This window comes from Micromonospora sp. NPDC018662 (genome assembly GCF_044391475.1).
GTDB lineage: Bacteria > Actinomycetota > Actinomycetes > Mycobacteriales > Micromonosporaceae > Micromonospora.
This window is the reverse complement of record NZ_JBISAC010000003.1, coordinates 233,835-260,489: the sequence shown is the minus strand read 5'-3', so window position 1 is coordinate 260,489 and position 26,655 is coordinate 233,835. Positions and strand designations below refer to the sequence as shown.

The following is a 26,655-nucleotide window of genomic DNA, read 5'->3' as shown; positions in this document are numbered from 1 at the left end:
CCCGCCCCGGGCGCACCTGGTCGCGTCAGGGCGGGCTCCTCCTCGGCGTTCAGCGGGCGGTGGAGATGCGCGGTCCGTCGCCGGGCTGCCGGCCACGGGTGGCGGCGAGGCTCCAGCCGATGGAGACGGCGAGCGTGACGACGATGACGCCGAGGGTCAGCGGGATGGGCAGCTTGCCGACCGGGGTCTCGGAGAGGATCAGCTTCACCCCGGCGAAGGCGAGCAGGAACGCCAGGCCGTAGTGCAGGTGCACGAAGCGGCGCAGCAGGCCGGCGAGGCAGAAGTAGAGGCTGCGCAGGCCGAGCACCGCGAAGGCGTTAGCGGTCCAGACGATGAACGTACTCGTGGTGATCGCCAGGATCGCGGCGACGGAGTCGATCGCGAAGATCAGGTCGGTGGCCTCGACGGCGACGAGGACGACGAACAGCAGCGTCGCGACCCGCTTGCCGTCGACCCGGGTGAAGAACCGGTCGCCGTGGTAGCGGGCGTCGGTGGGCACGACCCGACGCACGAGACGGACGACGAGGTTGCGGTCGGGGTTCGTCTCGGCGTCGTGCCGGAACGCCATCTTCCAGCCGGTCCAGACGAGGAACAGGCCGAACACGTACGCGGTCCAGAAGAACGTCTCGAGCAGTTCGGCGCCGACGAAGATGAACACCAGCCGGAACAGCAGCGCGCCGATGACGCCCCAGAACAACACCTTGTGCTGGAACGCGGCCGGCACGGCGAAGTAGGTGAAGACCAGGGCGAAGACGAAGACGTTGTCCACCGACAGCGCCTTCTCGATCAGGTACCCGGCGTAGTAGGCGCCGGCGGCCTCGTCGCCCTGCCACCGCCACAGCACCGCGCCGAACGCCAGCCCGGCGGCGATCCAGACCGCCGACCAGATCGCCGCCTCGCGGAAGCCGATGACGTGGTTGTCGCGGTGCAGGAACAGATCGACCGCGAGCATGGCGGCGATCACCAGGCTCAGGGCCAACCAGGACCACAGGGGTACGGACACGGCGAGTGCTCCCTCCGACCGGGCCGGCGGGTCGCCGGCGAACGGGTCGAAGGTCTCCCCTGGCCGCCCGACGGGTGCGGACGGCTCGCGTGGCCGGAGCCCGTGGGCGGGCTCGTCCTGACGGCCGACGCGTCCGGTGCGGGATGGGTACTCCCCCTCGAACTACGATTCATTATTCGGGAAGTTGAGTTCGTATGTCAAGAGGCGGTCCGAGACCTACCAGTGCCGGAGGCTCCTTGCCGAGATGCGGCGAATCCACGCGACCGTGTTCCTCGTCATCGGCGCACGGCGGCCACCACGTCCCCGCCGGTGGTCAGGAGAAACATCCGGTGGCGGGCAGGGCCGAGGGAGCCGGGACGGCAGCGCCGTCGTACACGGCCAGCAGGAGCTGCTGCGGGCAGCGGTTGGCGCCCTCCACCCGGATCTCCAGGTGCAGGTGCGGGCCGGTCACGTTGCCGGTGGCCCCGGTGTAGCCGACGACCTGCCCGGGAGTGACCCGGGCACCGGCCGCGACGACGCGTGACGACAGGTGGCAGTAGAGGTAGTAGGCGCCGTCGTCGGCGGTGATGCCGATGCCGTTGCCGCAGCTCCCACCCGCGTAGCCGACCGTGCCGGCGGTGATCGCGTACGTGGTCACGCCGGTCACGGTGGGCAGGTCGATCGCCGGGTAGTCGTGGTGCGGGTCGTCGTACTCCGACCGGGGCAGAACCGAACGGTCAATGACCGGCGCGTAGAGGCCCCCGCCCCCGCCGCCGCCGCCGCCGAGCAGCCACTGCCAGGTCGTCGCGCCGACGGTGGTGCCGCCGGTGAGTCCGCGCCCGGCCTTGAAGGCGGTCACCGCGTCGGTGGTGGCGGCACCCCAGGCCCCGTCGACAGTCAACCCGTACCCGTACTTGTTCAAGGTTGTCTGCAGCGCGCGTACCGCGTTGTTGTTCGCGCCGGGGTCCAGCGTCACGACGAGCCGGGACCAGGTCAGGGCGCCGACGACGCCGTCGGCGGTGAGGCCGTTGGCGGACTGGAACGCCTGCGCCGCCGCGGTCGTGCCGGCGCTGAAGGCGCCGTCCACGGCCAGGGTCTGGCCATGGTGCCGGAGCAGGAACTGGGCCGAGGCGACGTTGGCGCCGGACATACCGGCGCTGAGGGTCGGCCACGCCGGTGCCGCGGCGTGCGCGGCGGCCGGACCCACCAGGACGGCGGTCAGGGCGAGCAACACGACGGCCAGTCGGCCGGTGCGGCGTCGGAGGGAACTCGGCATCGGCGCTCCTCGTCCAGGAGATGACCGGCCGGTTCGCTGGCCCGGCCGTCCGGTCCGGGACGGTCGCCGGACCCGGCACCAGTATCACGATGGCGATAAATATTTACAAGGCATGAGTAAATGTAAAATGTTTTCGCCGGCTCGGCGCGACGACCCGGTGCCGCCGGACCAGACCGGCGCGCAGCAGGCCGGCCACCAGCGCGACCCCGTCCGCCGGCGACACCGCCGGCGGCAGGTCCCGCGTCGACCACGGCGCCCCGGCATGGTCGGCCAGCCGGGCGGCGATCCACTCCCCCGGCGCCGGGTCCAGCAGCTGTCGCAGCCGGAGTGAGCCGGTCGGGTCGACGTCCGGTGCGGCCGGGCCGGGCCACGCAGCCGGCGAACCCTTGACGAAAACGTTTTCGGCAGCCATGGTGTCGGTGAATGCATCGACAGTTGCGAATTCATTTCGACCGTGACCGGAGCGATCGGCCCGCAACCGCGGCTCCGGCCGGAAAGGAGAGCATCCATGGCACCACCGAGAACCGGCGTACGGCTGACTGTCGTCCTGGCCGCCACGCTGGCCACCACCGCCGGTGCGGCGCTCGTGGTCACCGGCGCGCAGGCCGCCGCGGCCGGCTGCCGCGTCGACTACCGGGTGACCAGCCAGTGGTCGGGCGGCTTCGGCGCCGACGTGACCGTCACCAACCTCGGCGACCCGGTCACCGGCTGGACGCTGGTCTGGTCCTACCCGGCCGGGCAGACGGTCACCCAGGCGTGGAACGCGGGCGTCAGCCAGAGCGGCAGCCGGGTCACCGCGACGAACACCTCCTACAACGGGTCCCTGGGCACCGGGGCCGCGACGTCGTTCGGCTTCAACGGCGCCTTCACCGGGTCCAACCCGGCACCCACCGCGTTCACGCTGAACGGGACGGCGTGCACCGGTGCACCGGCCACGCCCGCGCCGACGCCGACCACCCCGGCGCCGTCCCCCACCGCCGGCCCCACCACGCCACCCCCCACCTCGGGCTGGAACCCGCCGGCGAACCTGGCCGGCCCGCTCAACCAGGTGTGGCAGCACGTCGAGCAGACCTACAACAACGGCAACCCGCTGGGCTTCCGCAACTACGGCTGGGACCAGCTCTTCGCGAACCGGGGCTACATCAACTACTGCGTCCGGTGGGACTCGACGGCCACCGTGACGGCCGCCCAACGCGACCAGATCCAGGCCGCGCTGGCCCGCCAGTACAAGAAGTGGATGACCGTGATGGCCGGCCACAACGGCTTCCCCTACACCGACGTGCCGGTGAAGGTGGTCGGCTGGGCGGTGCGGGACCGCAACCAGTTGCAGTGGTCGGACAACTCGGTCGACATCTACGTCAACAACATCCGGGAGAACGCGCCGCAGTGCAGCGAGCCGTGCGGCAGGTACTTCAACCAGAACGGCCAGTACCCGAACTGCCCGGGTGGCGCCGCCCACCACTACGACCACTCGCTCTGGCTTACCGACGGCTTCGGCGGCGGCGCCGGCGGCGACTGGGGGCAACGGGTCGGCCGCGAGTACTTCATGGGCAACCTCGGCAGCGACAACATCCACATCCTGCTGCACGAGATCGGCCACACCTACGGCCTGGACGACTTCTACGACTGGGATCCGCTGCCGGGCCAGGGCTTCATCATGAAGGCCGGCAGCGCCACCACGATCACCGAGTTCGACGCCTGGATGCTGCGCGACTGGTGGCGGCACCTCAAGAGTCGCTACGGCTACTGACCAGGAGGTCATCCGATGCGTACCCATGGAAACCTGTTCCGGCTCGCCGCGGCGACGCTGGCCGTGGCCCTCGGCGGCGCGGTCGCGACGACCGCCGGCACCGGCCACGCGGCCGCCGCGGGATGCCGGGTCACCTACACGGTCAGCTCCGAGTGGTCGGGCGGCTTCGGTGCGAACGTCCAGGTCACCAACCTGGGCGACGCGATCGACGGTTGGACGCTGCGCTGGTCGTTCGCGGCCGGGCAGACCGTCACCCAGGCCTGGAACGCCACCGTGTCGCAGAGCGGCGCCGCGGTCACCGCGACGAACGCCTCCTACAACGGCAGCCTGGGCACCGGGGCGGCCACCTCGTTCGGCTTCAACGGGTCCCGGACCGCCGCCGGCAACCCGGTCCCGAGCACGTTCACGCTCAACGGGGTCACCTGCACCGGCGGTGTGCCGCCGACGCCGGGGCCGACACCGACCGCCACCCCGACGCCGACGCCGACCGCGACCCCACCCCCGCCCGGCGGCACGCCGCCGGTCCGCACCGTGCGCGTCTACTGGCTCAAGCCCTCCGACGTCGCGTACGACCAGCGGTGGCCGGACGGCATCGCCGGCGTGATGCGCGAGGCCCAGCGGTACTACCGGCAGGAGTTGGGCCGGACGTTCACCCTGAACAGCCCGGTGGTGGAGGTGGTCGACGGCGACCACGTGAAGTCCTGGTACGAGAACACCCCCAACGGTTCGGACCGGTACTGGTGGTCGGTGTTCAACATGCAGCAGGAACTCATGCGCAAGCTGAGCCTGCGGGCCCCGGACAACCGCTGGCTCAACGTCGGTGAGATCAGCGCCGAGGGGCCGGGCGCCGGTGGCGGCGGCGGAGGCGGCTGGGTGATCCTCTGCCAGCACGACGCCGACGGCGCCGCCGGCGTGAACGGCGCGATGAACCGCTGGTACGGCGGCATGGTGCACGAACTCGGCCACGCCCTGGGCCTGCCGGACTCGACCTCCACCGACGGCACCCCGATGTCGGCCTCGTTCTACAACTACCCGAACACGCACTTCAGTCAGGCCCAGAAGAACCAGATCCTCGCCGGCCCGTACGGCGCCTTCCTGTCCTGACCGTCGACGGCCCGTCGGCCGGCCCGGACCCCGCACCGGGGGCGGGCCGGTCGACGGGCGGACCGCCCGTCACCCCAGCGGCGCGACCGGCAGCCGGCCCGGCCCGGCGGGACCCACTGTCGCGCCGAGGTCGCTCGCCGGACCGGTGGAGTCGCGGACGACCAGGCGGCCGGGATGCCGGACGACGCCCCGCGCGGGGTTCCCGTCCAGCGCGGCGAACAGGTACTTCACCGCCGTGGCGCCGAGCTGTTCGAGGTTGAGGTCCACGGTGGTCAGCGGCGGCCGGCAGTCGGTGGCGAACACCTCCCAGTTGTCGTACCCGACCACCGCCACGTCCTGGGGCGTGCGCCGGCCGAGGTCGCGCAGCGCCTCGACCACGCCGGTCGCGATCTGGTCGTTGCCGCAGAAGATGGCGTCGGTGTCCGGCGAGGCGTTGATGACCATGGCGGTCGCCGCCCGGCCCCAGCGCTGCGACCAGTCGCCGTAGCGGGGACCGCCGCCGGCCAGCGGCAGGCCCGCCTCGCGCAGCACCGCCTCCAGGCCGACCACCCGGTCGCGGGCGGCCCGGTAGGTCTGCGGGCCGGTGATGTGGGCGATGCGGCGGCGACCCAGCGAGACCAGGTGCTCGGCCGCGAGTCGCCCGCCACCCTCGTCGTCGGCGAGGACGGAGAGGTCGTCCGGGTCGTCCGACTCGCCGTAGACGTAGACCGCCGGCACCGGCAGGTCACGGCTCAGCGACGGTCGGACGTCGTTGGAGTCGCCGAGGATGACGAACCCGTCGACCTGACGGGACAGCAGCGTCCGGATGTGGTGCTGACGGCGGATGACGTCACCGCGGGCGTCGCACAGCAGCACGCACATCCGCTCGTTGCCCAGCGCGTTCTCCACGCCACTGAGGACCGGGAAGGCGAATCGTTCGCCGAGCGTCTCGGTCAGCAGCCCGACGGTGTGGGACCGGCCGGAGATCAGCCCACGGGCCAGCCCGTTCGGCTGGAACGCGAGCTGCTCGGCGGCCTGCTGCACCCGTCGGCGGGTGGCCGGCGCCACCTGTTCCCGGGCGTTGAGCGCCTTCGACGCGGTGGCCACCGACACGCCGGCCAGCTTCGCCACATCCATCAGAGTCACCGACTGCGAACGTCGTCTACCCACCGGAATCCCTTCGGGCCGGACCGGGGTTGGGCCGTCGAGGCGTACCGACTATACCCGACCGGGCGGCCGGGTTCTGAAAAGGATTTCGAGAATCGGTTCGCATCGCCCACCACCGGCCGTCCGGCGCACCCCGCCTGGTCCGCCGTACCGAAAAGTTTTCGGTCGTCGTCGGAGCGGGGAGGCACCGATCGTTGCAGCAGAGACTGCCCACCAGCAGCGCAAAGCATTGACATACCCCGATCCGGTGCTATGTTGCTGAAAAGGTTTTCGGGCTCGGTCGCCAGGGCAGCCGACGAGCCGGGCGAGACGGTGGCCGGCGGCCGGGCGTCGACCACCGCACAGCCGTTCCTCCCCCGCCACGGACCGGCGGTCCGACCGGTCGCGGCGCACCCCCACCCCCCGACAACGAAAGGTCTCGGTGAGTACCCATGGACACGTGGGATCCTCCCGGAAGTCCACAGCTCGCCCGGGCCCGGCGGTTCGCCGGCGCGGCGCTCGCCATGGTGGTCGTGGTCGCGCTCACCCCGGTGGCCGCGAGCCCCGCACAGGCCGCGCAGCCCATCGGCTACCCCACCTTCGGCGGCCCGGCGGTCCCGTCACCACCGGTCGGATACACCACCGGGGACATGATGCGGTCGATCTACGACGCGGAGAAGTCGGGCACCGACTTCTGGATCGACCGGCTGCTGTCCCGCTCCGGCGGCAGCGACCCGTCCGACGCCGACGGCGGGATCCTGATGACCCGCGGCCGGGCGCTGTTCATGAAGCAGCACAACCCCGCGGTGATCGGCTTCGGCGGCCGGGTGGCCTACTGGGAGAGCATCAGCGACGCCGCCGCCTACTCGATCGCGCTGAGCCCGGGGACCTTCACCGAGCAGAGCAGCCAGCGCTGGCAGGCGCCCAGCCACTGGAAGAGCGTCTACGCCAGCGGCTCGGTGCAGGCCACTGTCACGAAGTTCATCACCGACAACAACGTCGCGGTCACCAACCTCGCGATCAGGAACGGCGGCAGCGCGCCGACCACCCTCACGCTGCGGGCCACCTCGCCGTACGCGTCGGCCGGCAGCGGCAACGAGTTGACCGGGTCGACCGCTGTGAAGAACGGTCTCACCACGCTCACCACCCGGCTGTCCGGTGACGGCTTCGCGGCCTCCGGCGGCGCGTTGACCCGTTCGATCACGGTCGCCGCCGGCGCCACCGTGCAGACGAAGGTGGTCATGGGGTTCACCGCCCGGGAGATCCCGCAGTCGGCCACCGACTACGCCGCCTACCGCGACGCCACCCCCGACGCGGCGTTCACCACGCACGTCCGGGCGTACCACAAGTGGTGGGCCGACAACGTTCCCTACCTCGACGTGCCGGAACCGGCGATCAAGAAGAACATCTACTACCGCTGGTGGCTGATGCGCTTCAACCACCTCGACGCCGACATCCCGGGGCAGACGTTCCAGTTCCCGACGTCGGTGGAGGGCGCGCTGGGATACAACAACGCGATCGCGTTGACCCAGCCGATGCACATCGACGACCTGAAGTACCTGCGCGACCCGAAGTACGCCTACGGCGACTGGCTCTCGGTCGGCCAGGTGTCCCGGGGCGGACGCTTCGTGGACAACCCCGGCGACCCGGAGAACTGGTCCAACAGCTACACCCAGTACATCGCCGAGGCGGCCTGGCGCAGCTACCAGCTCCACGGCGGCCAGCCCGCCATCGCCGCCAGCCTGGCCCACTACGCCGAGGGCGACGTCAAGGGGCAGCTCGGCTACTACGACCGCGACGGCAACGGCATCATCGAGTACGACTGGGGCGCGTTGACCGGCAACGACGCCGACGCGGTCTCGTTCCACTGGCGCTCTGGCAACCTGGACCGGGCCGAGGGCGCGTACCAGTACAGCGGCGCGCTGGCCGCCGCCGAGGCGTACGACGCGGTCGGCAACGCCACCAAGGCCGCCGAGATGCGCGCGCTGGCCAGCCGGATCCAGAACGCGATCGTCAACGTGCTCTGGAACCCGGCGGACAACCTGCTGGAACACCGGCACGTGGCGACCAACGCCCACGTCCCGTGGAAGGAGATCAACAACTACTACCCGTACGCGGTCGGTCTGATGCCCGCCACCGACACGTACAAGCAGGCGCTGCGGCTCTTCGCCGACCCGGCCGAATACCCGGTCTTCCCGTTCTACACCGCGAACCAGCGGGACAAGGCCGCCGCCGCGGCGGCCGGCAACCCGGGCAGCAACAACTTCTCCACCATCAACTCGACAGTGCAGTTCCGGCTCTTCTCCTCGGTGCTGCGCAGGTATCCCAACCAGTGGATGAGCGCCGAGGACTACAAGAAGCTGCTCTACTGGAACGTCTGGGCCCAGTACGTCAACGGCGACACCCGGTGGCCCGACGCCAACGAGTTCTGGGCCGACTGGAACCCGGGCAGCCAACGCATCGACTACCGCTCCTGGATCCACCACAACATCCTGGGCAGCAGCAACTGGACCGTGATCGAGGACGTGGCCGGCCTGCGACCGCGCAACGACAACCGGGTCGAGCTGTCCCCCATCCCGATCGGCTGGTCCCACTTCACCGTCAACAACGTTCGCTACCGCAACAGCGACCTGACGATCGTCTGGGACGACCCGGGCGACGGCGTGGTGCGATACCCGGGCGTCCCCCAGGGCTACTCGATCTACGTCAACGGCAGTCGCGCCGTCACCGTCGACAAGCTCGTCCCGCTCGTCTACGACCCGTCCACCGGCACGGTCAGCTTCCCCGGCGCCACCGCCGGCGTCACCTTCAGCACCGCCGTGCCCGGGATGCGGGCCCCCAACCAGGTGGTCCTCAGCGACGCCAGCACGGTGGACCTGCTCGCCAAGGCGGGCGTGGACCTGACCGCCACGCTGCCCAACCTGGCCGCCGGCGCGTCCGTGACGACCTCGACCACCGCGAGCGGCACCAGCGCCGCCGCGGCGATCGACGGCTACCCGACCAACGAGCCGTTCTGGGGCGCGGGCGGCGCCAACACCCAGGACTGGTACGAGCTCAACCTCGGCTCGGCGAAGACGGTCGACGAACTACGGCTGTACGTCAAGGACAGCCGCCCGGCGAGCACCACCTACCGCCCGCCGTCGTCGTACCAGGTCCAGTACCACGACGGCAGCGGCTGGGTGAACGTCACCGCGCAGGTCGGCACGCCGGCCACGCCACAGGGCAACCTCAACCTCGTCCGGTTCGCCGCGGTGACCGCGCAGCGGTTCCGGGTGCTGCTGACGCACGCGGCCGGGTCCCGGTCCGGGCTCACCGAGGTGCAGGCATACCACCGGGGCGACACCACCGGACCCCCGCCCACCGGCGGCTCCTACGAGGCCGAGGCGAGCGGCAACACGCGGTCCGGACATGCGGCGATCCGCTCCTCGGCCGGCGCCTCGGGCGGCGCCCTGGTCGGCTACCTCGGCAACGGCGCCGCCAACACGCTGCGGTTCACCAACGTCACAGTGGACACGGCCGGACCGCGCACGGTCACCGTCTCCTACGCCTCGGGTGAGCCGAGGTCGATGCAGATCAGCGTCAACGGCGCCGCCGCGGTCACCGTGAACGCCCCGAGCAGCGGCGGCTGGGACACCATCGCCACGGTCCCGGTGACCGTGAACCTCACCGCCGGCGCGAACACGCTCACCTTCGGCAACCCCACCGGCTGGGCGCCGGACCTCGACCGGATCCAGGTCGGCTGACCCGCGCGGGGGGGGGGGGGGGGGCCCCCCCCCCCCCCCCCCCCCCCCCCCCCCCCCCCAACCCCCCCCCCCCCGCGGGGGCCCCCCCCCCCCCCGCGCCCCCCCCCCCGCCGGGGGGGCCCGGGGCCCCCCCCCCCCCGGGGCCCCCCCCCCCCCCCCCCGCCCCCCCCCCCGGGGGGGGGCGGCCCCCCCCGGGGGGGGGGGGGGGCGCGGCCGGGGGGGGGGGGGGGGCCCCCCCCCCCCCCCCCCCCCCGCGCACCCGTCCCGTCACCACAGCGAAAGGACCTCCCGATGGACCTGTCCGCGCACCACCGCCGGCGTACCGGTGGGGCCGCCGCCGCGGTGCTGCTGGCCGCCGCGCTCCTGCCCCTGCTCCCCGGCGCCCCCGCCCACGCCGCCGACGCGTTCACCACCACCATCGTCAACCAGGCCAACGGAAACTGCGCCGAGGTGCCCGGCGGCACGGGCACGAACGCGGTGCAACTCGTCCAAGCCGCCTGCGGCGCCGGTGCCCGGCAGACGTTCACCGCCAGCCCCGTCGCCGGCACGACCGACCGCTGGACCCTCACCACGCTCACCGCCGGCAGCTGCGTCGACATCTCCGGCGCGTCCACCGCCGACAACGCCGCGGTCATCCAGTACGCCTGCCACGGCGGCGCCAACCAGCAGTTCCGGCTGGCGGCCAACGGCGCCGCCGGCACGGTGAACCTGGTCTCCGTCGCCAGCGGCAAGTGCGTCGCGCCGGCCAACGACTCGGGCGTGCCCGGCACCGCGCTCGTCCAACTGCCCTGCACCACCGCCGCCGGCCGGACCTGGCGGCTCACCGGCCACCCGGGTGGCGGACCGGTCCCCACCCCCCGCACGTACGCCAACCCGATCAAGGCGAACGGGCCCGACCCGTGGTTGACGTACCACGACGGCTCCTACTACCTGGCCACCACGACGTGGAACAACACCGTCACCATGCGCCGGTCCCGGACGCTGGACGGGCTGGCCGGCGCGCCGGACACCGTGCTGTTCACGCTCACCCGGCCCAACGGCGCGGGCACCATGTGGGCCCCCGAGTTCCACCTGCTCGACGGCCCGAACGGCAGGCGCTGGTACCTCTACTACACCGCCGGTCGCCAGCCGTTCGACCTGGGCACCCAACGCATCCACGTGCTGGAGAGCGCCGGCACCGACCCGATGGGGCCGTACACGTTCAAGGCCGACCTGCTGGACCCGACCGCCGACAACACCTGGGAACTCGACCCCAGCATCATGCGGCTCAACGGCCGGCTCTACCTGCTGGGCACCTACTACAACGGCGCACAGCCCGCCTTCATCCGCGAGTTGAGCAACCCGTGGACCGCCGCCGGCACCCGGCACCTTCTGTCCACCGCCACCTACCCGTGGGAGACCGTCGGCGGCTCCGTCAACGAGGGCGCCGAGGTCCTCCAGCACAACGGAAGGACGTTCATCATCTTCTCGGCCAGCCACTGCAGCACGCCCGACTACAAGCTCGGGATGCTGACCTGGACCGGCGGTGACCCGCTGAACGCCTCGTCATGGGTCAAGTCCGCCCAGCCGGTCTTCCAACGCAGTGACGCCAACCGCGTGTACGGGCCCGGCCACAACGGCTTCTTCACCTCGCCGGACGGCACCGAGGACTGGATCGTCTACCACGCGAACAGCTCGGCCTCCGGCGGGTGCGACATGAACCGCAGCACCCGGGCGCAGAAGTTCACCTGGAACGCCGACGGCACGCCGAACTTCGGCACGCCGGTCGCCACCGGGGTCCGGCTCCCCGCCCCGTCCGGCGAGCCGACCGCCTGACCCGGCCCGATGGGACACTCGATCATGCGCGACGTCGCGCGACTGGCGGGGGTGTCGAACCAGACGGTCTCCCGGGTGTTGAACGCGCACCCGCACGTCCGGGACGACACCCGCCGCCGGGTGCTGGCGGCGGTGCGGGAGCTGGACTACCGCCGGAACCCGGCGGCCCGCACGCTGGTCACCCGCCGCTCCGGAACGCTGGGGATCATCGCGTACGAGAGCACGTTGTACGGGCCGACGGCCATGCTGTACGCGATCGAGGGCGCGGCCCGTGCCGCCGGCTACCTCGTGACCGTCACCGGGCTGCGCGGCCTGGACCGCCGGTCGGTGCGGGACGCGGTCGACCGGCTGCGCCAGGAGTCGGTCGACGGGGTCATCACGATCGTCCCGAAGCCGTTCGTGGCCGGCGCGCTGGCGCAGGTGTCCGAGGGCCTGGCGGTCGTCGGGGTGGGCGGCGGACACGACGAGGCCGTGCCGAGCGTCGGGATCGACAACGTCGCCGGCGCCCGGCTGGCCACCCGGTACCTGCTCGACCTGGGGCATCCCACAGTGCACCACGTCGCCGGGCCGGCCGACTGGCCGGAGGCGGTCGAGCGGGCCGACGGGTGGCGAGCCGACCTGGTCGCCCACGGCCGACCGTCGCCGTCCGCCGCACCGGGTGCGTGGACCGCCCGGACCGGCTACGAGCAGGGCCGGCGGCTGGCCCGGGACCCGTCCGTCACGGCCATCTTCTGTGCCAGCGACCAGATCGCCCTGGGGGTGCTGCGCGCCCTGCACGAGGCGGGCCGGCGAGTACCGGACGAGGTGAGCGTGGTGGGCTTCGACGACACGCCCGAGGCGGGATACCTCCTGCCCCCGCTGACCACGGTGCGGCAGGACTTCGCCGCGCTCGGCCGACGCAGCCTGGACCTGCTGCTGGCCCGGCTCGACGCGGACGGGGACCGGCCGGTCCCGGAACGGGTGCTCCTGATGCCCGAACTCGTCGTCCGGGCCAGCACCGCGCCACCGGCGGCGGCACGCTGAGTCAGCCCACCGGCAGCCAGACCCGCATCGTGGACGGCCCCCGGTTGGCCCAGGCGTGATAGGCGACCAGCGGCACCTCGACCGGTTCCGTCCCGGCCGGCGGCGGGGTCGGGTCGCCGTAGGGCCAGTCCCGGTCGGGCCGGTCGGCTCGTCGGCAGCACACCAGCACCCGTGCGCCGGCGCGCAGGGGTGGCCGGCTCGTGTCCACGCACAGCCCGTCGAGGTCCGTGCCCGGCGGCACGTCCACCGACTCCACGGCCAGCACGAGCGGGCCGCGTTCCACGGCCACGCAGCCGCGTACCGCGTCGATGCGGGGGTCCGGATAGGTGAACCGCGGTTCCACCGGCAGGCTCAGGACGACCTCGTCGCCGCCGCGCCACCGTCGTCGTTCGGTGAGGTAGCCCGGACGCACCGACCGGGTCCGCCCGTCGACGGTCACCGTCGCGCCCCGCCGTGCCCACGCCGGCACGCGCAGGGACAGCGTCCAGGGCCGCTCGTCGTCGCTGTCGATCCGAACCCGGACCAGGCCGTCGTCCGGGTACCCGGTGCGGACGGTCACCCGCCGCTCGCCCCCGTCCGGTCCGCGGTGGAGGACCGTCGCCGGCGCGTACTGGTGGATCTGAAGGCCGTCGTCGTCGGTGGTGGCCAGGTACGAGCCGAGGCTGGCCAGCGTGCGGGCCACGTTGGTCGGGCAGCAGGACACCTCGAACCAGGGCGCCCGCTGGGCGGCCTCGGCACGGACGCTCGGCCGGTCGTCGTCGGGGCGGGCGCCGAGGTCACGGCGGTGCAGCGTGTTGGTGTAGAAGAACGATCGGCCGTCGGCCGCCGGGGACGTGGCGACCACGTTGAACAGGGTCCGTTCGATGAGGTCGGCGCAGCCGGGGTCGCCGGAGGCGAGCAGCAGCCGCCAGGCCAGCATCACCGAGCCCACGGCCGCGCACGTCTCGGAGTAGGCCCGATCGGGGGGCAGCACCCAGTCGGCGCCGAACGCCTCGTCCTGGTGCCGGGAGCCCTGACCGCCGGTGAGGTAGGTCCGCCGCGCCACCGTGCTGCGCCACTGGTGACGTACGGCCTTCAGCAGCTCCGGGTCGTCCCGCTCGACGGCGACGTCGACCGCCCCGCAGGCCAGATAGTTCGCGCGCACCGCGTGCCCGCGGAGCACCGTCGCCTCGCGTACCGGCGTGTCGTCCTGGAAGTACTCCGGTCCGCACCACGCCGTGTCCCTCAACCGGCCGTGGCCCCGCCGGTCGAGGAAGAGCGCCGCCTGGACCCGGTAGCGGTCGTCGCCGGTGGCGCGGGCGAACTCGACCAGCGCGGTCTCGATCTCCGGATGCCCGCACAGCCCGTCGAGCCCGTCCGGCCCGAACGTGTCGCAGACGTTGTCGGCGACCCGCCGGGCGATCGCCACCAGCCCGTCGTCGGCGTGCGGCCGGGTACGGGCACGGGCGACGGCCGCCTGGAGCAGGTGGCCGGCGCAGTACAGCTCGTGCCCCTGCTCGAGGTCGGACCAGCGGGGCGGCTGGCCGCGATGGCCGAATCCGGTGTGCAGATAGCCGTCGGCGTCCTGCGCCCGGCCGACCCGGCGGACGAGGTGCCGGAACGTCGACTCCAGCTCCCGGTCACCGCCGCGGCCGATCTCCCAGGCCATCGCCTCGAGGTACTTGTAGACCTCCGAGTCGGAGAACTCGCGTCCCTGCCGCGCGTGGCCGGGGCCGCCGGCGGCGACCAGGTCGAAGTTGCGGAGCCAGCCCGCGCGCTCCAGCCAGTGCCCGATGTGCGGCAGGCTCGCGTCGGCGTTGACCGCCTGCCGCTCCGCCCAGAAACCGTCGGTGATGCGGACCTCGCCGACGCCGAGGGGCCGGAGCCGCCCCCGGGCCGGCAGGACGGGTGCGGCCGTGGGCCCGCCGACTGCCATCGTCATCCCTTCAGCGCGCCGGACATGAAGCCGCGCACGTAGTGTCGTTGGAGCAGCAGGAACAGCACGACGCACGGCAGGGCGAGCACGACGACGCCCGCCTCGGTCGCGCCGTAGTCGACGACGCCCTGCGCCTGGCCCCGAAGGTTGGCCACGGCGAGCGGCAGGGTCATCCGCTCGGAGTCGTTGATGAGGATCAACGGCGCCATGAAGTCGTTCCACGAGGCGAGGAACGCGAACAGCCCCACGGTGATCAGACCGGGCCGGACCGCCGGCAGGAGCACCCGGCGCAACGCGCCGAACGACGAGCACCCGTCGACCATCGCCGCCTCGTCGAGTTCACGCGGCACCGCCTCGAACGAGATCCGCATCAGGAACGTGGCGAACGGCAACTGGAACATGGTGAGCACCAGGGCGACACCGACCAGGGAATTCTGCAACCCGACGCGATTGAGCAGCACGTAGAGCGGGATGAGCAGGGTCGCGTACGGCACCATCAGGATGGCGAGGGTCAGCAGGAACAACGCGTTGCGGCCGGGAAAGCGGAACCGCGCGAACGCGTAGCCGCCCAGCAGGGCGACGGTCAGGGTGAGCGTCACCGTCAGGAGCGACACCAACGCCGAGTTGGCGAGGTAGCGCCAGACGCCGGCCTGGTAGCCGGCGAGGGTCTGGTAGTTGCCGAACCCCCATCCGTGCGTCTGGTTCGTGCCGGCGTGCGGGGACACCGACGCCACCGCCGTCCAGGCCAGCGGAAAGAGGAAGATCAACGCCAGCGCGCCGGTGAACACCCAGTACGGCGTGCGGAGCGCCACGCCGGCGACGGTGAGGCCGGACGGCCGGCGCGGCCCGGCCGGCGCCGCAGCCGGACGCCGGGGCGCTCCGCCCGCGGTGGGCCGGGTGGGGCGGGAGTCGACGGCCACGTCTCAGCGCTCCTCGGGCCGGAAGGCACGCAGTTGCAGCGCGTTGAGCAGCACCAGGGCCACCAGCACGACGACCGACAGCGCGGCGGCGACGCCGAGGTCGTTCTGGCCCTGGAACGCGATCAGGTAGATCAACTGGACCACGGTGACCGTGCTGTTGTCCGGGCCGCCCTTGGTGAGGAGGTAGAACTGTTCGAAGGCGAGCAGCGAGCCGGTCACGCAGAGCACCGTCGTCAGCGCGAGCGTCGGGCGCAGCAGCGGCAGGGTCACCCGCCGGAAGGTCTGCCAGCGGTTGGCGCCGTCCGCGCGGGCCGCCTCGAAGACGTCCGCCGGGATGCTCTGCAGGCCGACCAGCATGAGCACCATGTAGAAGCCCGCGTAGCGCCAGACGACGAGGAACACCGTCGAGGCGAGCGCCGCGTTCGGTGAGCCCAGGAACGTGATGTCCAGCCGGCGCATCACCGGCCCCAACGGGCTGGCGTACGGCGAGTAGAGCACGTAGAACAGCAGCGACGCGGAGGCCAGTCCGAGCGCGCCGGGGACGAGGAACGACGCGCGCAGCAGGTTGTTCCACCGGCTCGACTCCTGCACGAGCAGCGCCAGGCCCAGCCCGAGCGCGAGCAGCAGCACGGTCGCGAGCAGCGTGTACTTGAGCGTGAAGACGACCGAGTCGGTGAAGAGGCGGTGACCGACCGCGGCGGTGAGATTGTCGGGCGCGTTGAGTCCCTGGTCGCCGGCGAGCAGCGGCCATCGCGACGCCGCCATCCTGAGCACCAGCAGCAGGGGCAGGGCGAACAGCGCCACGACGAAGGCCGCGGTGGGGGCGGCGTACAGCCAGCCGAGCAGCGCCCGGTGCCGGCCCGCCCGGCGGCGGAGAGGGGTGGCCACCATGCCCTACTGCTTCAGCACGGCGGTGATCTGGCCGTTCTGCTCGCGGATGTCGCCGCCACCCCGGAGGACCTGGCTGCGGACCAGCGTCAGCCACGGACTGCCCGGGGCGTTGAACGCCTGCTGGAAGTTCAACGCGACAGGCGTGTCACCCCGGCCGGCCACCTGGTTGATGGTGACCAGGCGCGGGTCCTGCGCGGCGTACCGGTTGTCCGCCAGGTCGGCGCGCGACACCACGTCCTTGTTCTTCGCCAGCACCTCGACCTGGGCCGCCTCCGACATCAACCAGTTCAGGAAGTTCCAGGCCTGGCCGGACTTCCTGGAGTCCTTCGACACGCCGATGCCGTCGCCGCCGACGAACGTCGACGCGCCGCCGTCGGGGCCGGGGATGCCGGCCACCCCGACGTCGAACGGCGTCGACGAGAGCAGCGTCGCCGGATAGAACATCAGGCCGACCTTGCCCTCGGTGAAGGCCGCCGTCCAGGTCGGACCGGTCTCCCCCGCCGAGGACGGCAGGACCGCGCCGGAGCGCCACAGCTCCGCCCAGGTGCGGAACACCCGCTGGGCGGTGTCGCCGGCGAGGTCGGACGTGGTGCCGTCCGCACCGAGCACCTCGCCGCCGGCCGCCCAGATCGACGGGAACCAGGTGAAGGCCAGGCAGCCGCCGCAGTTGAGGCCGGCGGCCGTGCCGTAGACGCCGTCCCTCCCGATGGCCTGGACGGCCTTGGCGGCCGCGGCGTACTCGGTGAGGCTGGCCGGCGCCCGGTTCGGGTCGAGGCCGGCCTCGGCGAACAGCTTCTTGTTCCAGAACAGCATCGACAGGTCGAGCACGAACGGCAGCACGTGCTCCCTGCCGTCGCGCGTGCCGGCGCCGAGGTGGCCCCGGTTGACGGCGTCCTTGAAGTCGAGGCCGTCGATCTTGGCAGTGAGATCCTGGAACAGGCCCTGGCTGACCCAGTTCGGCACGTACACGATGTCCGCGGCGAACAGGTCCGGCAGGCTGCCGGAGCCGGACGCCGCGCCCACCTTCGCGACGTAGTCGTCATTGGGGACGACGGTCAGTGCGACCTTGTTCCGATGGCTGGCGTTGTACGCCCCGACCAGCAACTTCGCCTGTTTCTCCAGCGGCGCCCGGGTCCACAGCGTCAGCTCGCTGCCGTCGTCGACCCCGTTCGGGCCGGCCTGCGCCAGCCCCGGGTCGTCGCCGTCGTCGCCGCCGCACGCCGTCGTGCCGAGCGCCAGGACGGCCGCCATGACCGCGGCCAGCGACCGCCACCCGCGTCGACCCGGTGTGGTTGTCATGTCGGCCTCCCGTCGCCTGGTGGAGCCAGAGCCGGCGTCCGGGGGCGCTCCCCGAAAACCTTTTCGGGGAATTCTCGGCGTCCACTTAGGCAGGTGTCAATACCTTGACGAGTCCCGGGCACCGCCCCACGACATCGAGATCCCGGTATGCTTCCCCTGGCCGACCGACCAGCCGTGGCAGAGAAGCAGTGAGCGGACCAACAGCGAGCAAGCCGCATGCGAGCAGCAGGTCAGTCGTGGTCGACGCGATCCGGGCGGCCGGCACGATCAGCCGGGTCGGCCTGATCAAGGCCACCGGGTTCACCGCGCCGACGATCTCCACCCTGGTCCGCAAGCTCATCAACGAGGGCCTGGTGGTCGAGACCGGTCACGCGAAGTCGACCGGAGGCAAGCGGCGGGTGCTGCTCCAGCTCGACCACACGTCCCGCTACGCCGTCGGCGTGCACCTGGACCACGGCGTCGTCACGTACGCCCTGACCAACCTCGGCGGATCGGTGGTGGCCCGGCTCTCCCGCCCCGGCGCCGGCGCCGAGGAACCGACTGTCGTCGTGGCCCGGATCGCCGCCGAGATCGCCGCGCTGATCGATGGTGTCGGCGTGGAGCGGGCCCGGGTGCTCGGCGTCGGCCTGGTGTTCCCGGGCCCGGTCGGCGCCACCCGAGGGATCGCCGGCCCCCCGGACGTGGACCTCGCCCCGGCCCTGCCACGGTGGGCCGGTTTTCCGCTGGGCGCGGCGCTGGAACAGGTGACGGCGCTACCGGTGGTGCTGGACAACGACTCGACCGCGGCGGCACTGGGCGAGCACTGGACGGGCGGATTCGGCGCCGCGACCTCGGCCGCCGCCCTCTACATGGGCACCGGGATCGGCGCCGGCCTGGTCATCGACGGCGTCACCTACCGGGGGCCGAGCGGCAACGTCGGCGAGTTGGGGCACGTCTGCGTGGCCGCCGACGGCCCCCGGTGCTGGTGCGGCGCCCGGGGGTGCCTGGAGGCGCTGGCCGGGCCGGCCGCGGTGGTCGCCGCCGCGCGGTCCGACCGCGCCACCGCCCGGGCGGCGGGCCTCGGCGGCGGCGCCCGGCGGCCCTCGGTGGTCGCCGACTTCGCCGCGATCAGCCGCGCCGCGCGCCGGGGCGAGCCGCCCGCGCTGGCGTTGCTGGAGCGCTCGGCCCGGCACGTCGGGGTGGCCGCCCGGACGCTGGCGAACCTCATGGACCTGGAGGTGCTCGTGCTGACCGGGCCGAGCCTGGCCGCCGCCGGATCGGTCTATCTGCCCATCGTCCGGCACGAACTCCGCGCGTCCTTCTCCCGTGGCACGCACACCGTCGACGTACGGCTCTCCCGGTCCGCCGCCACGGCGTCGGCCATCGGCGCCGCCGCCCTGATCCTCGAATCCGAGCTCGTCCCGCCGAGTCACGGTCCACGCCCGCCCGAGCGGGTGGACGAGCGGGTACGGCTCACCGAATCGGCCAGCTGACGAACCGGGGGCGTGCGGAATGGACGACGCGTGGCGGACGACCGCGGTGGGGCTGGTGCTCGCCCGACCGCCCCGCCTGCTCGGCGCGGAGCCGTTCTTCATGGAGTTCATCGCGGGCATCGAGGAGCGGCTGGCCGAGCACGGGCGATCGGTGCTGCTGCACGTCGTCGCCCACCATGCCGCGGAGGTCGACGCGTACCGCCGCTGGGCACGGCACCGGCTGGTCGACGCGGTCGTACTGGTGAACCCGTCGGTCGACGACTCCCGGCCGGCGGTCCTGCGGCAGCTCGGCCTGCCCGTCGTGGTGGCGGGTGAGCCGACGCCCGACACCCCGGCGGTCCGCCGGGACGACGTCGGATCGATGCGGGCGGCGCTGGCGCATCTGATCGAACTCGGACATCGCCGGATAGCCCGGATCAGCGGCCCGGACACGCTCCTGCACACCCGGACCCGTACGGCCGCCATGCTGGCGGTCGCGGCGGACGCCGGCGTGGACGCCGTCGTCGTCGAGGGTGACTACTCGGAGGAGTCCGGAGCCGGGCTGACCGCCCGGCTGCTGGCCGGGCCCGAGCCGCCCACCGCGATCATCTACGACAACGACCTCATGGCGGTCGCGGGCCTGCACGCGGCCAAGGAGTCGGGCCGCCGGATTCCCGGTGACGTCAGCCTCATCGCCTGGGACGACTCCAGCCTCTGCCGGCTGGCCTCGCCGGCGCTCACCACGATGAGCCTCGACGTGCACACGTTCGGCGCGTCGGTCGGCGAGTCCGTGCTGCGACTGATCAACGGCGAGGCGGTGTCGGAACGGTGGTGCGCGACCGAGACCGTGGTGGTACGGGAGACCACCGCCGCACCAGGTTGATCACATCGATCAGCTTGACTTAGTGAGGCTAATAAACAAAGCTCCGAGACGCGCTCCCATCGACGCTCCCCGCTATCACCTAGGAGAGCATCCATGACACGTCGTCATGCCCTGCTGGCGTCGGCGGCAGCCGGCACACTGGTGGCCGCCAGCCTGACCGCCGCCACGCTTCCCGCTTCGGCCGCGACCACCGGATGCGCGGTCACCTACACCGTGCAGAGCCAGTGGACCGGTGGGTTCAGCGGCGCCATCGCCGTCACCAATCTCGGCTCCGCGCTCACGAACTGGACGCTGACGTTCGACTTCCCCGACGCCAACCAACGGGTCAGCCAGGGCTGGAGCGCCACCTGGTCGCAGTCCGGCGCGCGGGTGTCGGCGGCCAGCCTGAGCTGGAACGGCTCGCTGGGCACCGGCGGGTCCACCACGATCGGCTTCAACGGCTCGTGGAGCGGCGTCAACCCGGTGCCCACCTCGTTCGCGCTCAACGGCACGGTCTGCACCGGCGCGGCCACCCCGTCCCCGACGACGCCCACCGGCCCGCCCACCACGCCACCCACCACCACGCCGCCGCCGACCACGCCGCCGCCGACCACCGCACCGCCGACCACCCCGCCGCCGGGCGGCGCCGCGCCGAGCCTCCGGGTCTCCGGCAACAAGCTGGTGACGGGGAGCGGGGCGACCTACCGCCTGCTCGGCGTCAACCGGGCCAGCGGGGAGTTCGCCTGCGTGCAGGGCAAGGGCATGTGGGACAGCGGACCGGTCGACCAGGCCTCCGTCGACGCGATGAAGACGTGGCACATCCGCGCGGTGCGGATCCCGCTCAACGAGGACTGCTGGCTGGGCCTCTCCGGATCCCCCAGCGGCGCCGCCTACCAGCAGGCCGTCAAGGACTACGCGAACCTGCTGGTCGCCAACGGGATCAACCCGATCCTCGACCTGCACTGGACCCACGGCCAGTACACCGGCAACATCTCGGCCTGCTCCGACGTGAACGCCACCTGTCAGAAGCCGATGCCCAGCCGCCAGTACACGCCGCAGTTCTGGACCGGGGTGGCCAACGCGTTCAAGGGCAACGACGCGGTGCTGTTCGACCTGTTCAACGAGCCCTACCCGGACGCCGCCAACAACTGGTCGGACATGACGGCCGCCTGGAAGTGCCTACGCGACGGCGGCACCTGCACCGGCATCACCTACCAGGTGGCCGGCATGCAGAACCTGGTCGACGCGGTCCGCGCCACCGGCGCCACCAACGTGCTGCTCGTTCCCGGCCTGACCTGGACCAACGACCTGACCCAGTGGCTGACCTACAAGCCGACCGACCCGCGCAACAACATCGTCGCCTCGTGGCACTCGTACAACTTCAACGCCTGTGTCACCGAGACCTGCTGGGACACCCAGATCGCCCCGGTGGCAGCGCAGGTGCCGGTGCACGCCGGCGAGATCGGCCAGGACACCTGCGCCCACGACTACATCGACCGGCTGATGACCTGGCTGGACCGCAACCGGCTGGGCTACACGGCCTGGACCTGGAACCCCTGGGGGTGCACCGGCGGCAACGTGCTCATCGAGGACTACACCGGCACCCCGACCCGCACCTACGGCGAGGGTTACCGCGCCCACCTGCTCACCGTGACTCCGTAGGACCTCGACGCCGCCCGGAAGCCCACGGTGGGTGACCAGCGGGCGGGTGTGGGTGCGGCGGTCGACGCCGCACCCACACGGTCAGTGCAGTCGCGTCTTCCAGTCGCTCGGCACCCGGCCCTCGGGGCCCGGAGCGGGCTGGTCGAGCGGGTGCGCGTGCGGCTCGGCGAGTTCCGGCCCGTCGGCGTGGAACTGGTCGCGGGAATAGTCCCAGAACCACGACTCGCCGGGCTCGAAGCTCTGCACGATCGGGTGGCCCGTCGTGGCCGCGTGCGCGGTCGCGTGCTGGCCGGGCGACGAGTCGCAGCAGCCGACGTGGCCGCAGGCCGCGCAGCGGCGCAGGTGGAACCACCACCCGCCGGTGGACTCGCACTCGACGCAGCCCGCTCCGCTCGGGGGCAGGGTGGGGTTGATCGCCGCGATCTCGGCCGGCGACTCCGGCCCGGGCTGGTCGTCCATGAGGCATTCCTTCCGACACATGCGGTGGACGGAGCGATCCACCGGGTACCCGGCCAGGGGCTCCAGCCTCACAGTGTGGCATTCCGGAACGGCCCGCCGCGCGCCGGCGCGGGGTCCTCAGGTCACGTGGATGGCCCCGGCCGGGCAGAGGTCGGCGGCGCGGCGCACCCGCTCGCCGCTCGCCGCCGGCGGCGCGTCGGCCAGCAGCAGCACCAGCCCGTCGGCGTCGTCCTGGGTGAAGACCTCCGGCGCGGTGAGGACACAGTTCCCCGCGCCGCAACAGGCGTCCCGGTCCACCTCCACCCGCACCGTCCGCTCCCCGCCGACGCGGCGGTCGCCGGCGGTCACCAGGTCACCGGAAGGGCGTCGAGACCGAAGACGATCGAGTTGTCCCGGGTGCCCAGCTCCCCGGGCGCGGCCGTCACCCGCAGGTCGGGAAAGCGGCGGGCCAGCGCCACCAACGCGATCCGCAGCTCGGCCCGGGCGAGCGGCTGCCCGATGCACTGGTGCACGCCGAACCCGAACGCCACCTGCTGGTGCGCCTGCCGGTACGGGTCGAACCGGTCCGGGTCGTCGAAGACCGTGGCATCCCGGTTGGCCAGGGAGATCAGGACGATCACACCCTCACCGGCCCGGATCAGCCGGCCGCCGATCTCGACGTCCTCGGTGGCCAACCGGAACAGCCCGGTCCGCACGATGCTCAGGTAGCGCAACAACTCCTCCACCAGGGGCGCCGCCCGGTCGGGCTCGTCCCGCAGGATCGCGTACCGTCCGGAGTCCGCGGTCAGCAGCAGGACGCTCAGCCCGATCATGTTGGCGGTGGTCTCGTGGCCGGCGATGAGCAGCAGCAGCGCCATCCCCACCAGCTCGGCCACGTCCAGTTCGCCCGGCTCGACCCGCTCCCGGATCAACCGACCGAGCAGATCGTCCGTGCCCTCGGGCCGGGCCCGCTTGGCGTCGATCAGCGCCCGGAGGTAGTCCCGCAGCTCCCCGACGTCGCGCTGGATCCGCTCCGGCGGCATCTCGCGGTCGAGCAGCGTGCGGCTGCGGCTCTGGAAGAAGTCGTGGTCGGCGTAGGGGACGCCGAGCAGGTGGCAGATCACCATGGACGGCAGCGGCAGGGCGAAGGTCGACACCAGATCGGCCGGGGGCCCGGCGGCGGCCAGGACGTCGAGCGACTCCTCGACGGTGCGGTGGATCAACGGCTCGATCCGACGGACATTCTTGATCATGAACTCGGCGGTGAGCATCCTCCGCAGCCGGACGTGCTCGGCGCCGTCCATCTGGAGGAACGCGCCCTTGCCGTCCTCGGCCGCTCGCGGCGGCAGCGGGCGCAGCAACGGAAAGCCGGGGCGGTACAGGTCGGAGCTGAAGGCCGGGTGGCGCAGCAGGTGGCGGACGTCGGCATGCCGGGTGACCAGCCAGGCCGAGGCCCCGGTGGGGAGGCGCACCCGTCGCACCGGGCCGGCGTAGCGCTGGCGTTCGACCTCGTCGAGCGGGGCGAACGGACCGCGGGCGGGGTTGACCGGCGGCCAGAGCGGCAGTTCCGCCTCTACGGCACCCATCACGTGGACCACCTCCGACGACAGCAGCGAGTAGTCACATCGGTGCGCTACGTTACCGATCGGCGAAGGTCGACACAATCCCCCGGCCGCTGCGACGCCGCCCGGGCCGTCGAGTCGCATCGCGAGCGGCCGGTCGACGTCATCCCGCGGGTCGACCGGGTCGGAGTGGACTTCGCGCCGGGACGGGGGCGGGACCGAGCACGGCGAGCAGGGCCAGCCGGTCGGCGTCCGCCGAACCGGCCGGGGCGGTGTAGAGCACGAGATGCTGGTCGCGGTCGGTGAGCGCGAACGAGTCGCAGTCGACGGTGATCTCACCGACCGCCCGGTGGTGGAACGTCTTCGTGAGCATCGAGGTGGCCCGCACATCGTGCCGATCCCACCGGCGGGCGAAGTCGGGGCTGCCCTCCCGCAGCTCGGCCACCAGCCCGAGCACCGCGGGGTCGCGCGGGTACCGCGCATGGGTGGCCCGCAGGCGCGTGACGGCGTGCCGGCGGAACCCGGCGGCGTCGGAGATGCCGTACAACGGCCGGTCGGCGGGCGTCGTGGGAAGGAACACCCGGCGCGCGAGGTTGCGCTCCCGCGGGGCGAGCCGGCCGAAGTCCTCCATGAGCGCGGCCGCGAGGTCGTTCCACGCGAGCACCTCGATCGTCGCCGACGTCACGAACGCGGCCGTGCCCGGCAGCCGGTCCAGCAGCGCGAGGATGCTCGGACGCACGTCCCGCCGATGCAGCCCGGTGCGACTCGGCGCGGTGCCGGCGAGGACGTGCAGGTGGTCGGACTCCGCATCGGTCAGCCGCAGCGCACCCACGATCGCGGCGAGGACCTCACCCGAGGGCCGTGGCGCCCGGCCCTGCTCGAGTCGTACGTAGTACTCGGTGGAGATGTGCGCGAGCACCGCAACCTCCTCCCGGCGAAGCCCCGGCGTGCGGCGGCGCGGGCCCGCGACAAGGCCGACGGCCTCCGGCCGCAGCCGCTCACGGCGACTGCGCAGGAACGCCCCGAGCTCGTGCTTGTCCATCCCTGGAGTCTGCCCCCCGCGGGACCGCGGAGCCTGGTACCGGCTGTGCCTCCATACCCGTGCCGAGCGCCACGACGCTTGGCGCATGACCAACGACGTCGGCACCACCCCGATCGGCCTGCTCACCGGCAAGGTCGTGCTCATCACCGGCGCGAGCCGCGGCATCGGCGCGGCCGCCGCCCACCTGTTCGCGCGCGAGGGCGCCTCGGTCGTGCTCGCCGCCCGCAGCGCCGACGCCCTGCACCGGATTGCCGCACAGATCCACGCCGCGGGCGGTGTCGCCGACACGGTCGTCCTGGACCTCGCCGATCGTGCCAGCGTCCACGCCGCCGTCGACCGCGTCGCACAGCTGCACGGTCGGCTGGACGGCGCGTTCAACAACGGCGCGGCGCTACAGCAGCCGGGGCCACTCGACACGACAAGCGACGAGGACGTGGAGCGGCAGTTCACCGTGAACTTCCGCGCGCACTGGACGGCGATGACCGCCGAGGCCGCCCTGATGCGGCGCACCGGCGGCGGCGCGATCGTCAACACGTCCAGCATCGGCAGCCGCCGCGCGAATCCGGAGCTGCCCGCGTACGGGGCGATGAAGCGGGCGCTCAACAGCATCACCGAGACCGCCGCCGTCACCTGGGCCGGCCAGGGCATTCGCGTGAACGGCATCACCCCGGGCGGCACCGCGACCGAGATGATCGACGCCTGGGAGGCGGCCTCCCCCGGGGTGATCGAGAGGATCAACGCCCGCATTCCGCTCGGTCGGATGGCCGAGCCTCGCGAAGTCGCCGAGGCCGCCGCCTGGCTGCTCAGCGACCGTGCCTCCATGGTGACCGGCGCCATCGTCCCGGTGGACGGCGGCGCGGGCGCCTGACCCCGGACCGGAGCGCGCCCGTCCGGACCCGCTCAGTGGCCGCGAACGAGGAGGTGGGCCCGGGTCTGGGGCCAGGTCGTGCGGAGGTAGAAGTCCTCGGCGGCGCGCCACCGCCCGATCCATTCCTCGCTGTTCTCGCCTCGGGCCCGCAGGCGTCGCAGGCAGATCTCGCGTGGCGTATCGACATGGACGGTCAGGTGGTAATAAGGGGTCAGCTCGGGGCGGGCGGAGTAGACCCCCTCCACGATCACCGGGCCCCCGGGGTCGATCTCGTGCCACGAGGCGAGCTGTCCGGTGGCCCAGTCGTAGCTCTGGTAGCGCGCCGTCCGACCGGCGCGCAACGGCGCCAGCACCTGGTCCCGAAGGCGCTGCCAGTCGAAGTACCGGTGGTAGCCCTGCTCCGGGTCGAGTCGCGCGCGTTCGTGCTCCGGCATGGGGCGGTAGAAGTCGTCCCCGTGGACGATCGTCGACCCGTCGAGCAGGTCGGCGACGGTCTCGGCCAGCGTCGTCTTGCCCGAGCCGCCCGGGCCGTCGACGGCGACGACTGTCGTCGTGCCGGCGCGGGCGACCCGGCGCACGGCCTCGGCGATGTCCTGGGCGCGTTCGACGATGTCCACGAGCTGCTGGTGCCCCCAACGGGCGTCGTCGCGGCCAGGGCTGGTGAGTACGACCGCCTTGGCCTGCCCGAGCGTGCCCGGCCCGGCACCCAGCAGTTCCCGGGTGACGAGGATCGCGTCGAGGACGCCGACGTCCCGGTCGTGCAGGAGCTGCTGGACGGCAGCCATGCCGTCGCCGCCGTCCAGCAGCGACCGGCAGGTCTCGACCAGGGCGCTGAGCCGCGCGGCCCGCTCCGAGTCCAGGCCGAGAACGTTGTCGAACATGCGAACCCCTCCGACGTGGACGCACCCGATCAGGAACGAGCCAAGT

At 72.5% G+C, this 26,655-nt stretch carries 22 protein-coding genes; 9 read left to right on the top strand and 13 right to left on the bottom strand.

All coding sequences use genetic code 11. The features are described 5' to 3' along the window. Window positions 1–49 precede the first annotated feature (49 nt). The 3 genes from ACH495_RS10820 to ACH495_RS10810 form a co-directional block, all read right to left on the bottom strand. On the bottom strand, window positions 50–1,003 hold the full coding sequence (locus ACH495_RS10820) for a TerC family protein (RefSeq protein ID WP_396857503.1): 954 nt from the start codon (window positions 1,001–1,003) through the stop codon (window positions 50–52). Between the two features lie 313 nt (window positions 1,004–1,316). Then, a complete protein-coding gene (locus tag ACH495_RS10815) occupies window positions 1,317–2,258 on the bottom strand; it encodes a peptidoglycan-binding protein (protein ID WP_396857502.1) in 942 nt (313 codons plus the stop codon). A 103-nt stretch (window positions 2,259–2,361) separates the two neighbouring features. Beyond that, a complete protein-coding gene (locus ACH495_RS10810) occupies window positions 2,362–2,670 on the bottom strand; it encodes a hypothetical protein (protein WP_396857501.1) in 309 nt (102 codons plus the stop codon). Window positions 2,671–2,766: 96 nt separating this feature from the next. Here ACH495_RS10810 and ACH495_RS10805 point away from each other — a divergent pair, with 96 nt between their 5' ends. Both ACH495_RS10805 and ACH495_RS10800 read left to right on the top strand, forming a co-directional pair. After that, a complete protein-coding gene (locus ACH495_RS10805; protein WP_396857500.1) occupies window positions 2,767–4,008 on the top strand; it encodes a cellulose-binding domain-containing protein in 1,242 nt (413 codons plus the stop codon). A gap of 15 nt (window positions 4,009–4,023) precedes the next feature. Next, window positions 4,024–5,112 carry a cellulose-binding domain-containing protein gene (locus tag ACH495_RS10800; protein WP_396857499.1) on the top strand — a complete coding sequence of 363 codons (1,089 nt, stop codon included), beginning with the start codon at window positions 4,024–4,026 and terminating at the stop codon, window positions 5,110–5,112. 69 nt (window positions 5,113–5,181) lie between these two features. On the opposite strand, the gene ACH495_RS10795 is transcribed toward ACH495_RS10800, so the two are convergent. Then, window positions 5,182–6,228 (bottom strand): LacI family DNA-binding transcriptional regulator, encoded by a 1,047-nt coding sequence (locus ACH495_RS10795; RefSeq protein ID WP_396858033.1) that lies wholly within the window; start codon window positions 6,226–6,228, stop codon window positions 5,182–5,184. 461 nt (window positions 6,229–6,689) lie between these two features. Between ACH495_RS10795 and ACH495_RS10790 the strand changes: the two genes are divergently transcribed. The 3 genes from ACH495_RS10790 (at window position 6,690) to ACH495_RS10780 (ending at window position 12,818) form a co-directional block, all read left to right on the top strand. Then, window positions 6,690–9,980 (top strand): MGH1-like glycoside hydrolase domain-containing protein, encoded by a 3,291-nt coding sequence (locus ACH495_RS10790; RefSeq protein WP_396857498.1) that lies wholly within the window; start codon window positions 6,690–6,692, stop codon window positions 9,978–9,980. A 291-nt stretch (window positions 9,981–10,271) separates the two neighbouring features. Then, window positions 10,272–11,795 (top strand): family 43 glycosylhydrolase, encoded by a 1,524-nt coding sequence (locus ACH495_RS10785; RefSeq protein ID WP_396857497.1) that lies wholly within the window; start codon window positions 10,272–10,274, stop codon window positions 11,793–11,795. 24 nt (window positions 11,796–11,819) lie between these two features. Next, window positions 11,820–12,818 carry a LacI family DNA-binding transcriptional regulator gene (locus ACH495_RS10780; protein WP_396857496.1) on the top strand — a complete coding sequence of 333 codons (999 nt, stop codon included), beginning with the start codon at window positions 11,820–11,822 and terminating at the stop codon, window positions 12,816–12,818. 1 nt (window position 12,819) lies between these two features. On the opposite strand, the gene ACH495_RS10775 is transcribed toward ACH495_RS10780, so the two are convergent. The 4 genes from ACH495_RS10775 to ACH495_RS10760 are packed head-to-tail and all read right to left on the bottom strand — an operon-like array spanning window position 12,820 to window position 17,843. Next, window positions 12,820–14,739, bottom strand: coding sequence for a glycoside hydrolase family 127 protein (locus ACH495_RS10775; protein WP_396857495.1), 1,920 nt, complete (start codon window positions 14,737–14,739; stop codon window positions 12,820–12,822). Further along, entirely contained in the window at window positions 14,736–15,653 is a 918-nt protein-coding gene (locus ACH495_RS10770; RefSeq protein WP_396857494.1) for a carbohydrate ABC transporter permease, read from the bottom strand. Before ACH495_RS10770 ends, ACH495_RS10775 begins: the two co-directional genes overlap by 4 nt. 3 nt (window positions 15,654–15,656) lie before the next feature. Continuing rightward, complete coding sequence (locus ACH495_RS10765; protein WP_396857493.1) at window positions 15,657–16,544, bottom strand: carbohydrate ABC transporter permease; 888 nt, start codon at window positions 16,542–16,544, stop codon at window positions 15,657–15,659. 3 nt (window positions 16,545–16,547) lie between these two features. Next, a complete protein-coding gene (locus tag ACH495_RS10760) occupies window positions 16,548–17,843 on the bottom strand; it encodes an ABC transporter substrate-binding protein (protein WP_396857492.1) in 1,296 nt (431 codons plus the stop codon). A gap of 236 nt (window positions 17,844–18,079) precedes the next feature. Between ACH495_RS10760 and ACH495_RS10755 the strand changes: the two genes are divergently transcribed. The 3 genes from ACH495_RS10755 (at window position 18,080) to ACH495_RS10745 (ending at window position 21,818) form a co-directional block, all read left to right on the top strand. Then, on the top strand, window positions 18,080–19,315 hold the full coding sequence (locus ACH495_RS10755) for an ROK family protein (protein WP_396857491.1): 1,236 nt from the start codon (window positions 18,080–18,082) through the stop codon (window positions 19,313–19,315). Between the two features lie 19 nt (window positions 19,316–19,334). Then, the gene (locus ACH495_RS10750; RefSeq protein ID WP_396857490.1) at window positions 19,335–20,177 is read left to right on the top strand and encodes a LacI family DNA-binding transcriptional regulator; all 843 of its coding nucleotides are present in this window, start codon (window positions 19,335–19,337) and stop codon (window positions 20,175–20,177) included. Between the two features lie 93 nt (window positions 20,178–20,270). Beyond that, window positions 20,271–21,818, top strand: coding sequence for a cellulase family glycosylhydrolase (locus ACH495_RS10745; RefSeq protein ID WP_396857489.1), 1,548 nt, complete (start codon window positions 20,271–20,273; stop codon window positions 21,816–21,818). An 81-nt stretch (window positions 21,819–21,899) separates the two neighbouring features. Here the strand turns inward: ACH495_RS10745 and ACH495_RS10740 are convergent, their stop codons facing one another. The 4 genes from ACH495_RS10740 to ACH495_RS10725 all read right to left on the bottom strand — a co-directional run bounded on the left by ACH495_RS10740 (window position 21,900) and on the right by ACH495_RS10725 (window position 24,860). Then, on the bottom strand, window positions 21,900–22,277 hold the full coding sequence (locus tag ACH495_RS10740; RefSeq protein WP_396857488.1) for a UBP-type zinc finger domain-containing protein: 378 nt from the start codon (window positions 22,275–22,277) through the stop codon (window positions 21,900–21,902). A gap of 117 nt (window positions 22,278–22,394) precedes the next feature. Beyond that, window positions 22,395–22,625 carry a ferredoxin gene (locus ACH495_RS10735; protein WP_396857487.1) on the bottom strand — a complete coding sequence of 77 codons (231 nt, stop codon included), beginning with the start codon at window positions 22,623–22,625 and terminating at the stop codon, window positions 22,395–22,397. Then, window positions 22,622–23,842 (bottom strand): cytochrome P450, encoded by a 1,221-nt coding sequence (locus ACH495_RS10730; protein ID WP_396858032.1) that lies wholly within the window; start codon window positions 23,840–23,842, stop codon window positions 22,622–22,624. Before ACH495_RS10730 ends, ACH495_RS10735 begins: the two co-directional genes overlap by 4 nt. A gap of 139 nt (window positions 23,843–23,981) precedes the next feature. Next, on the bottom strand, window positions 23,982–24,860 hold the full coding sequence (locus ACH495_RS10725; RefSeq protein ID WP_396857486.1) for a helix-turn-helix transcriptional regulator: 879 nt from the start codon (window positions 24,858–24,860) through the stop codon (window positions 23,982–23,984). An 85-nt stretch (window positions 24,861–24,945) separates the two neighbouring features. Here ACH495_RS10725 and ACH495_RS10720 point away from each other — a divergent pair, with 85 nt between their 5' ends. Beyond that, a complete protein-coding gene (locus tag ACH495_RS10720) occupies window positions 24,946–25,728 on the top strand; it encodes an SDR family NAD(P)-dependent oxidoreductase (RefSeq protein WP_396857485.1) in 783 nt (260 codons plus the stop codon). 32 nt (window positions 25,729–25,760) lie between these two features. Here ACH495_RS10720 and ACH495_RS10715 read toward each other — a convergent pair whose 3' ends face one another. After that, complete coding sequence (locus tag ACH495_RS10715) at window positions 25,761–26,609, bottom strand: uridine kinase (RefSeq protein ID WP_396857484.1); 849 nt, start codon at window positions 26,607–26,609, stop codon at window positions 25,761–25,763. Between the last annotated feature and the right edge of the window lie 46 nt (window positions 26,610–26,655).

Bases quoted from the DNA above. Each gene is read 5' to 3' on its own strand.
- ACH495_RS10795 (WP_396858033.1), bottom strand. From the start codon at position 6,228: ATGGATGTGGCGAAGCTGGCCGGCGTGTCGGTGGCCACCGCGTCGAAG.
- ACH495_RS10730 (WP_396858032.1), bottom strand. From the start codon at position 23,842: ATGGGTGCCGTAGAGGCGGAACTGCCGCTCTGGCCGCCGGTCAACCCC.
- ACH495_RS10720 (WP_396857485.1), top strand. From the start codon at position 24,946: ATGACCAACGACGTCGGCACCACCCCGATCGGCCTGCTCACCGGCAAG.
- ACH495_RS10805 (WP_396857500.1), top strand. From the start codon at position 2,767: ATGGCACCACCGAGAACCGGCGTACGGCTGACTGTCGTCCTGGCCGCC.
- ACH495_RS10765 (WP_396857493.1), bottom strand. From the start codon at position 16,544: ATGGTGGCCACCCCTCTCCGCCGCCGGGCGGGCCGGCACCGGGCGCTG.
- ACH495_RS10775 (WP_396857495.1), bottom strand. From the start codon at position 14,739: ATGACGATGGCAGTCGGCGGGCCCACGGCCGCACCCGTCCTGCCGGCC.
- ACH495_RS10810 (WP_396857501.1), bottom strand. From the start codon at position 2,670: ATGGCTGCCGAAAACGTTTTCGTCAAGGGTTCGCCGGCTGCGTGGCCC.
- ACH495_RS10745 (WP_396857489.1), top strand. From the start codon at position 20,271: ATGACACGTCGTCATGCCCTGCTGGCGTCGGCGGCAGCCGGCACACTG.
- ACH495_RS10740 (WP_396857488.1), bottom strand. From the start codon at position 22,277: ATGGACGACCAGCCCGGGCCGGAGTCGCCGGCCGAGATCGCGGCGATC.
- ACH495_RS10750 (WP_396857490.1), top strand. From the start codon at position 19,335: ATGGACGACGCGTGGCGGACGACCGCGGTGGGGCTGGTGCTCGCCCGA.
- ACH495_RS10760 (WP_396857492.1), bottom strand. From the start codon at position 17,843: ATGACAACCACACCGGGTCGACGCGGGTGGCGGTCGCTGGCCGCGGTC.
- ACH495_RS10815 (WP_396857502.1), bottom strand. From the start codon at position 2,258: ATGCCGAGTTCCCTCCGACGCCGCACCGGCCGACTGGCCGTCGTGTTG.
- ACH495_RS10790 (WP_396857498.1), top strand. From the start codon at position 6,690: ATGGACACGTGGGATCCTCCCGGAAGTCCACAGCTCGCCCGGGCCCGG.
- ACH495_RS10725 (WP_396857486.1), bottom strand. From the start codon at position 24,860: ATGGACAAGCACGAGCTCGGGGCGTTCCTGCGCAGTCGCCGTGAGCGG.
- ACH495_RS10715 (WP_396857484.1), bottom strand. From the start codon at position 26,609: ATGTTCGACAACGTTCTCGGCCTGGACTCGGAGCGGGCCGCGCGGCTC.
- ACH495_RS10800 (WP_396857499.1), top strand. From the start codon at position 4,024: ATGCGTACCCATGGAAACCTGTTCCGGCTCGCCGCGGCGACGCTGGCC.
- ACH495_RS10785 (WP_396857497.1), top strand. From the start codon at position 10,272: ATGGACCTGTCCGCGCACCACCGCCGGCGTACCGGTGGGGCCGCCGCC.
- ACH495_RS10780 (WP_396857496.1), top strand. From the start codon at position 11,820: ATGCGCGACGTCGCGCGACTGGCGGGGGTGTCGAACCAGACGGTCTCC.